3 protein-coding genes, 1 tRNA gene and 1 pseudogene are annotated in these 7,190 nt (G+C 44.9%); 2 read left to right on the top strand and 3 right to left on the bottom strand.

Annotated features, from left to right (window positions below; all coding sequences use genetic code 11):
* Positions 1-1,169: 1,169 nt before the first annotated feature.
* Positions 1,170-1,409, top strand: a pseudogene (locus tag Q0600_RS02855) (helix-hairpin-helix domain-containing protein); the annotation flags it as partial.
* Between the two features lie 806 nt (positions 1,410-2,215).
* Here the strand turns inward: Q0600_RS02855 and Q0600_RS02850 are convergent.
* From Q0600_RS02850 to mraY, 3 genes are all read right to left on the bottom strand, one after another.
* Positions 2,216-2,291, bottom strand: a tRNA-Phe gene (locus Q0600_RS02850).
* 516 nt (positions 2,292-2,807) lie between these two features.
* Complete coding sequence (gene murD, locus Q0600_RS02845) at positions 2,808-4,286, bottom strand: UDP-N-acetylmuramoyl-L-alanine--D-glutamate ligase (protein WP_298756681.1); 1,479 nt, start codon at positions 4,284-4,286, stop codon at positions 2,808-2,810.
* 113 nt (positions 4,287-4,399) lie between these two features.
* The gene (gene mraY / locus Q0600_RS02840) at positions 4,400-5,464 is read right to left on the bottom strand and encodes a phospho-N-acetylmuramoyl-pentapeptide-transferase (RefSeq protein WP_298054009.1); all 1,065 of its coding nucleotides are present in this window, start codon (positions 5,462-5,464) and stop codon (positions 4,400-4,402) included.
* 198 nt (positions 5,465-5,662) lie between these two features.
* Between mraY and gpmI the strand changes: the two genes are divergently transcribed.
* Entirely contained in the window at positions 5,663-7,129 is a 1,467-nt protein-coding gene (gpmI, locus tag Q0600_RS02835) for a 2,3-bisphosphoglycerate-independent phosphoglycerate mutase (protein WP_298756679.1), read from the top strand.
* Positions 7,130-7,190: the final 61 nt, after the last annotated feature.

Below are 7,190 nucleotides of genomic sequence, written 5' to 3'. Positions count from 1 at the left end.
CGATGATACTATCCGTTACTCGGACGGGGAAAGTAGGTCGCTGCAGGCTTTGTTAAAATTACATAGCTTTCCATACAATTTTCAATTTAAATTCTATTTCAGTATCTTTAGCTTATCGCTTTTTTATCTAATAATATTGCTTGATAAATTTAAAATTCTATAATCTCTTTAGAATTTTAGAACCTTCTGTAAATACAAATTTTAAATCTAGCCCTCCACCAATACAAAATCTCAAAACTCTGCATTAAATTTGACTTATATTGAACGAAAAATGATACGGATTGAAATTTTTCTATAATACTTACTCGTTCGTATCGTTTTTCCATACTGTCCTGTTGCGTTTGCTTTTTAACTTCTATGGTGCGATCTTTATTTCTAACCTCTACGAGCCTCATTTATATAATTTATATTTATCCGTTCGTTCGTTTTTAATACATTGCCCGTTTTTATATCTAAATTATAAAGCCGCCGGCACTTATAAAGCTTTTGTATGATTTAAACTAGATACCGAATAAAGCCTGGCAAGTGTTATTGCTTAATATAACCAGACGTTCTATAAAAATCAAGCCTATAAAAGCATGTCCTACAAAAGCAAGCTTATTGATGCGGCTAAATTTTATTAATATCGCCTGCCTGGCCTTGCATGCAAAGTATCCGCGCCTTTTATAACACCAGCATCCCGTCGTCGTATGCGTCTAACATCGCCCGTAAAGTCTCCATGCGCGGTAAGGTAGGGCTAAATTTTATAAGTACCGCCGCTTAGCCTTTTACATGATTTAAATCCAAATCTCGTTTCAATGCTTGCGGTATTAAATTTAATATATCTCGCTTTATCCTTTTCGGTCTCCAAAGAGGAGCAAAAAAAGCGCTGTTGAATTTAATATATCTAGCTTTATCCGCGCCTATCTGCTTTTTAAGATCAAGCTAAAATTTAACGTATTTATTTAATAAAACGATCGGAGCAGATAAAATTTCAATATATCCACTTAAATTTTATCTCCCTTTAAGCCCGCTGCAAATATAATCCTTACCGTATTGCAAGGTAGCGTAATGGCTATAGGCGGTATATCTATTCCCAAGCACTGACGCGGGATAGGTATGCAAAAGCCCTAAATGCTAATAGACGTTTTATTTGACAATACAAATATCTTAACCTTAAAGGACTTTTAATGAAAAACCTATTTAAATCCGCACTATTTCTATCGCTTCCTGCATTTATGCTAGCAGCAGTAAATTTAAACACCGCAAGTAAAGAGGAGCTTATGGCACTTCCCGGTATCGGAGAGGCAAAAGCTCAGGCTATCATAGATTACCGCAAGGATAATAAATTTAAAGATATCGAGGATATCAAAAACATCAAAGGCATAGGCGATAAGAGATTTGAGCTTATTAAAGATGATCTTGCCGTAAGCGGACAGACCGACATAAGCGATCTAAAATCTGCCAAGAAAAAAGCAAGTAAAAAAGCTAAAGATACCGTCAAATCTGCTAAAGCTAAAGCAAATGCCAAATCAGAAAAGATGCAAGAGAAAATGGATGATAGCATGGATAAAGCTATGAATGATGATAGTAAAGTAAAAGGCTCTACGGCTAAGTTGAAAGACGAAGCTAAAGAAGAGGGATCGTCTAAGGCTAAAGGTAAGAGAGGCAAGAAAGGTAGGGGAGAGTAATAAGAAAGAATATATAAAATAAGGGGAGGAGTGTAAGGTGGACTTCTCCTTTTATAAGGTTTTATGAACTTTATAGTTTTACATAGTTGTATTCTTTTCTAATCATTGCTATTGTAAATTTACAAATTTTATAGCTCTTATTTTTTTCTATCTCTTTTTTTATTATAAATTTTGCAGACTTTGAAATTTTAACTTTTGTACTTTTTTCTCGGCTTTGCCTTCATCTTATTTCGTGTTTGATTTATTTGGCTTTAAATTTATAGGTTACTTCGGGGGTAAAATTTAAACAAGTTCGCGCGAGCAAACGAATGTAGTACAAATTTTATTATTCTGCGCAGTTTGCTGCATGCACTGCATAAATTTCACTTTGCAGTCTCTGCCTGTATTCCATGAGTTTTACGCGTTCGCCTTTAACGCTTAATTAAGACTATTTTTTAGAACGATTATACTCAGAATTAACATAAAAATAACCAGAATTTAAGGCAAGCACCATCATAACAACAAAGAGAAACAAAAAGAGCGATTAAAAGATAAAATAGATTAAGTGGTGGTTAGAGGCAGAATCGAACTGCCGACACGCAGATTTTCAGTCTGCTGCTCTACCGACTGAGCTATCCAACCACCGAAAAAGAAGAGTAATTTTAGCCATGCAATACTTAAATCTCGGTTAAAATCCTCGATTCTCGCTATATTTTTGCACGTTATGCTCGAAAACGGTCAAATTTACTCAGTTAAAATTTTCTAAATTTCAGTAGCGAAAATATTGCTTGCGCAGTAATTTGCAATAATCAAAATAGGCTATCGATCTAAAAAAACAAAGTGATGTGAAATTTTATTATTTGGCCGACTTCAAATTATATGCTTGGTTTTGGGCTATGCAAAGTAGATAAATTTGCGCGTATAACGGACAGTCGGGAGCGATTGGTTAAATTTAGCATCAAAAATCCACACTTTGTCAAACTTATTAACGGCATCTTTATAGGCATTGCGCTAAAGCCGATAATGCGACGTTGCGATGCATGTTTCAGCTAGATTTACTTAGATATATCCGCGCAGCAGAAGCGTTTAAATTTTAAAATGCGACTGCAAATTGTATTAAAAAGCCCAGCTCGATCTGGCTAACCTCGATAGGCCTATTTATCCAAGCTGCGCGACCTGTTTTTTAAATAGCTCGCCGCGTTCAGCGTAGCTTTTAAATTGATCCAAACTGGCACATGCAGGGCTTAACAGCGCTATTTCGCTCGCAGAATGTATGGAATTTTTAAAATTTTCGAAATTTTTAGAATTCTGCGAATTCTGAGTTTCACCGTCATTTGCGCGGCGTTTCGGCGAAGAGGCGTCGTTGCTTGCGGCAGATGAGCCGCCGCCTTTTTGCAGCGTGTCCTCGCCGATCTTTGCGTTTTCTTTCGCCTTGCCGCCGTTGCATCCGTCATCCGCGCCTAAATTTTGTACTTTCAATTCGCTTGCGCCGCTTTGTTCAAAGCCTGCGCCTCGATACCGTTTCGAAATTTCACTCACCGCGGTTTGTAAAATTTCGCAGCGCACGCAAGGAAGACTGTATTCATCGCACAAAAGCACGATTTTATCGGTATTTGAGCCGATCGCGTAAATTTGCAGATCGTATTTTTTAAACTCCGCAAAAAGCGGGTGCAGATCCACGCCTTTATCGTCGCCGCCGAGGATCAGATGTATTTTGCGTCCCGCGTATCGCTTCAGCGCCTGCGCGCATGCATCGATGTTGGTAGCCTTCGTGTCATTGACCCAGACCCTGCCGCGCGCGTCGGTAAATTCTTCGAGCTTGTTGCCCTCGATCACGAAGTCATTCAGTCGCATGGCGTCGCATCTGTCGAATAAAATTTTCTCCACGCACAGCGCCAAAAGCGCGTCTATCAAAAAGGGGGTGCGGAATTTTATCTCGCCTAAATCGATGCTGAATTTTTGCGCCAGATCCGCTTCGTCCTCGTAGCAGATTACGCGAGCAAGGCTGTTTTGCGCGGCGGCGGAGCTTTCGTAGGCGCGCGGGATCAGCGCCACGGAGCCTTCGCGCATCGCTAGCAGCGGCGAGAGTTTAGCGCGCTCATACTCCGCGAAATCGCCGTGCCAGCTAAGATGATCGGGCGTGATCGCAAGCAGCACGTAGATGTCGGGGCGCGCGTGTTTGGTGTAGTGCAGCGTAAACGAGCTCGTCTCCAGCACCCAAATTTCGGCACTTTTATCAAGTTTTGCAAGCGGAACGCCCACGTTGCCACCCATTTGCGAGCCGTATCGCTCGAGCAGGTGCTGCATCATCTTCGTCGTCGTGGTCTTGCCGTTCGTGCCGCTGATCCAAATTTTAAGACCTTTGTAATCGTCGAAATAATCATATTCGCTGATTAAATTCCGTGCTTTTCGCACCAGCTCGTGATGCGGCGGGAAGCCTGGGCTTGGGATTTCAAGCTCGCTTGCGGCGGGATCGAACTCGCTTGGGTTTAAAAGCGCGTTGCCGAACTCGTCTAGCTTCGGCGCGCCCGAAGAAATTTCAAATTTATCGTCGTAAATCTCCCAACAGCCGCCTTTTTGGCAGTGTTCGGCGATCGCTTTGGTCGTAAGCCCGTAGCCGAATAGTGATTTTTTCATTTTTCTCCCCCTTCGCCCCATAAAATTTGAGTTATCTCATCGGCGCCAAGTTCGCTCATTTCGCCGTTCCTCTCGCATCTTTCAAAAAACTGCGCTTGACCTGCGCTCGCATTTTATCTCAATTTCAGCGACGTCAGCGCTATGATATTTGCGATCAGCGCGATGATCCAAAAGCGGATGATGATTTTGTTTTCGACCCAGCCTTTAAGCTCGAAATGGTGGTGTATCGGCGCCATCAGGAAAATTCTGCGCTTGAAAATTTTAAAGCTGCCCACCTGCAAGATCACGCTGAGCGTCTCGATGACGAAGACGAAGCCGATCATTATGAGTAAAATTTCATTTTTCGTGATGACCGCACAGTATCCTAAAAACGCGCCTACGCTGAGGCTGCCGCTGTCGCCCATAAAGACTTCGGCGGGGTAGCAGTTAAACCACAAAAATCCAAGCAGCGCGCCGATGAGCGCCGATACGATGATGCAGACTTCGCCTGCGCCTGCGACACGCGGTAGCAAGAGATATTGCGAGTAGATCGCATGCCCGCAAAGATAGGCAAATACGCCCAAGCTGCAGAGCGAAAACACCGACGGAATGGTCGCTAGCCCATCTAATCCGTCGGTTAAATTTACCGCGTTTGAGCTCGCGCTTATCACGATCGTCCAAAACAGCGGCGCGAAGATCCATAAATTTAGCAGAGGGTATTTGAAAAACGGCACGAAAAATTCCCCGCCCAGGTCGCTAAAAGCATAAAGCGTAGCCCCGATCAGAAACGCCAAGAAATTTTGCAGTGCAAATTTAGCCCGCGCGCTAAGACCTGCGTGGTTTTGGCGACCTAAAATTTTAGAGATATCATCCTTAAAGCCTATGTATCCAAAGCCCACTAAACAAAGCAGTCCGCAAAGCACGAAGACGTTGTTTAGCTTGGCGCACAGCAGGCTTGCGAGCACCGCGGCGGTAACAAAAACGAGCCCGCCCATCGTGGGGGTTTTGCTCTTTTTCTGATGGTTTTGCGGCGCGAGCTCGTAGATGGGCTGCGCGGCGTGTCTAGCTTGCGCCCAGCGGATAAACCGCGGCATAGCCCAGACTGAAAAACAAAAAGCGATAAAAAACGCAAGGCCTGCGCGCGCGGTGATGTATTGGAAAAAATTTATATTCGTAAGATGATAGAGATAATAAAACAAAGTTTACCTTTTAAATTTTATGAAATTTTATATGAAAACGCGCATTTTAGTATAAAAGAGGTAAAATTTAGCTTTTAGGGCGGATGAAATTTTGCCGCATTTGCCAAAAGAAAGTATAATGCCGCTCGTAAAAACAGCGCCGCAGATTCGCTTCAAAAGACCTGCGCGGCGGAATTTAGACGAAATTTAGGAGCCAAAATGGGGCAAAAGACGATTTTACTTATCACCGACGGCATCGGCTTTAACGCTAGCGATAAATTTAACGCGTTTGCAAACGCGAAAAAGCCCGCCTATGATTATCTTTTTAAAAACGTGCCCAATACGCTGCTGCATACCTCGGGGCTTGCCGTGGGCTTGCCGCAAGGGCAGATGGGAAACAGCGAAGTAGGGCATATGACGATCGGAAGCGGTAGAATTCTGTATCAAAACCTAGTCAAAATCGATCGCGCGATCGATGAGGGCTCGCTTGAGAAAAACGAAGCGCTACAAAGCCTGCTTTCAAAGTGCCGCAGACTGCACGTCATAGGGCTTTACAGCGACGGTGGCGTGCATTCGCATCTGCGCCATTTCGACGCGATCTGCGAGATAGCGCAGAATGCGGGTTGCGAGACATGGGCGCACGCTATCACCGATGGGCGCGACGTTTCGCCGAGCAGCGGCGCGGAATTTTTAAAGCATCTACAGGCTAAATTTAAAGTTGCTAGCGTTTGCGGGCGCTTTTACGCGATGGATCGCGACAAGCGCTTTGACCGCGTAAAGCGCGCTTACGACGTGCTTATGGGCGAAGCGGCGCCGCTTGAAATTTCGCCTAGCGAGTATGTGCTGCAAAGCTACGAGCACGGCGTGAGCGACGAGTTTATCGAGCCCGCGAGCTTTAACGGCTTTGGCGGTATCGGCGCGGACGACGGAGTGATTTTTATAAATTTTAGAAACGATCGCGCCAGGGAGCTTTGCGCGGCTTTGGGTGATGAGGGCTTCGGCGAATTTGAGCGAAAATTCGTCGTGCAAAATTTAATCACGATGAGCGAATACGACGCGAGCTTTAAATTTCCTCTGCTATTTGAGAAGCCCGTGCTAAAAAACACGCTTTGCGAAGTGATCGCGGAAGCCGGTCTTACGCAGCTTCACACTGCCGAGACCGAAAAATACGCCCACGTGACGTTTTTCTTCAACGGCGGCGTCGAGGAGCCGCTGCCGAACGAAACTCGCGTGCTGATCCCGAGTCCCAAAGTAAAAACCTACGACGAGCAGCCGCAGATGAGTGCGCCCGCGGTGTGCGATGCGGTGATCCGCGGTATCGAAGCGGGGATCGATTTTATCGTCGTAAATTTCGCAAACGGCGATATGGTCGGCCACACGGGCAATTATGACGCCGCGGTGAAGGCGGTCGAGGCGGTGGATGAGTGCATCGGTAAAATTTTAAGCGCGGCGAGGGCGCACGATTACGCCTATATCCAGATCAGCGACCACGGCAACTGCGAGGCGATGCGAGATGCGGACGGCGAAATTTTAACGAACCACACGACCTTTGACGTGTTTTGTTTCGTTGCGGGCGAGGGCGTGCGCGAGCTAAAAAGCGGACTTGGGCTTAGCAACGTCGCAGCTACCGTACTAAAACTAATGGGGTTACCAAAGCCCGCGGAGATGGACGAGGCACTATTTTGAAATTTCAACGGCGCAGGTCGCGAGTAGATTTAAACTGCTAAAATTTAGGTAAATTTGGATA

Origin of the sequence: uncultured Campylobacter sp., from assembly GCF_938041645.1 — a bacterium.
Taxonomy (GTDB): Bacteria; Campylobacterota; Campylobacteria; order Campylobacterales; family Campylobacteraceae; genus Campylobacter_B.
The sequence above is the reverse complement of the archived record's forward strand: the minus strand, read 5'-3'. Positions and strand labels throughout refer to the sequence as shown.

Excerpts from the sequence above, each read along its gene's own strand:
- murD (WP_298756681.1), bottom strand. The coding sequence starts at position 4,286 with ATGAAAAAATCACTATTCGGCTACGGGCTTACGACCAAAGCGATCGCC.
- gpmI (WP_298756679.1), top strand. The coding sequence starts at position 5,663 with ATGGGGCAAAAGACGATTTTACTTATCACCGACGGCATCGGCTTTAAC.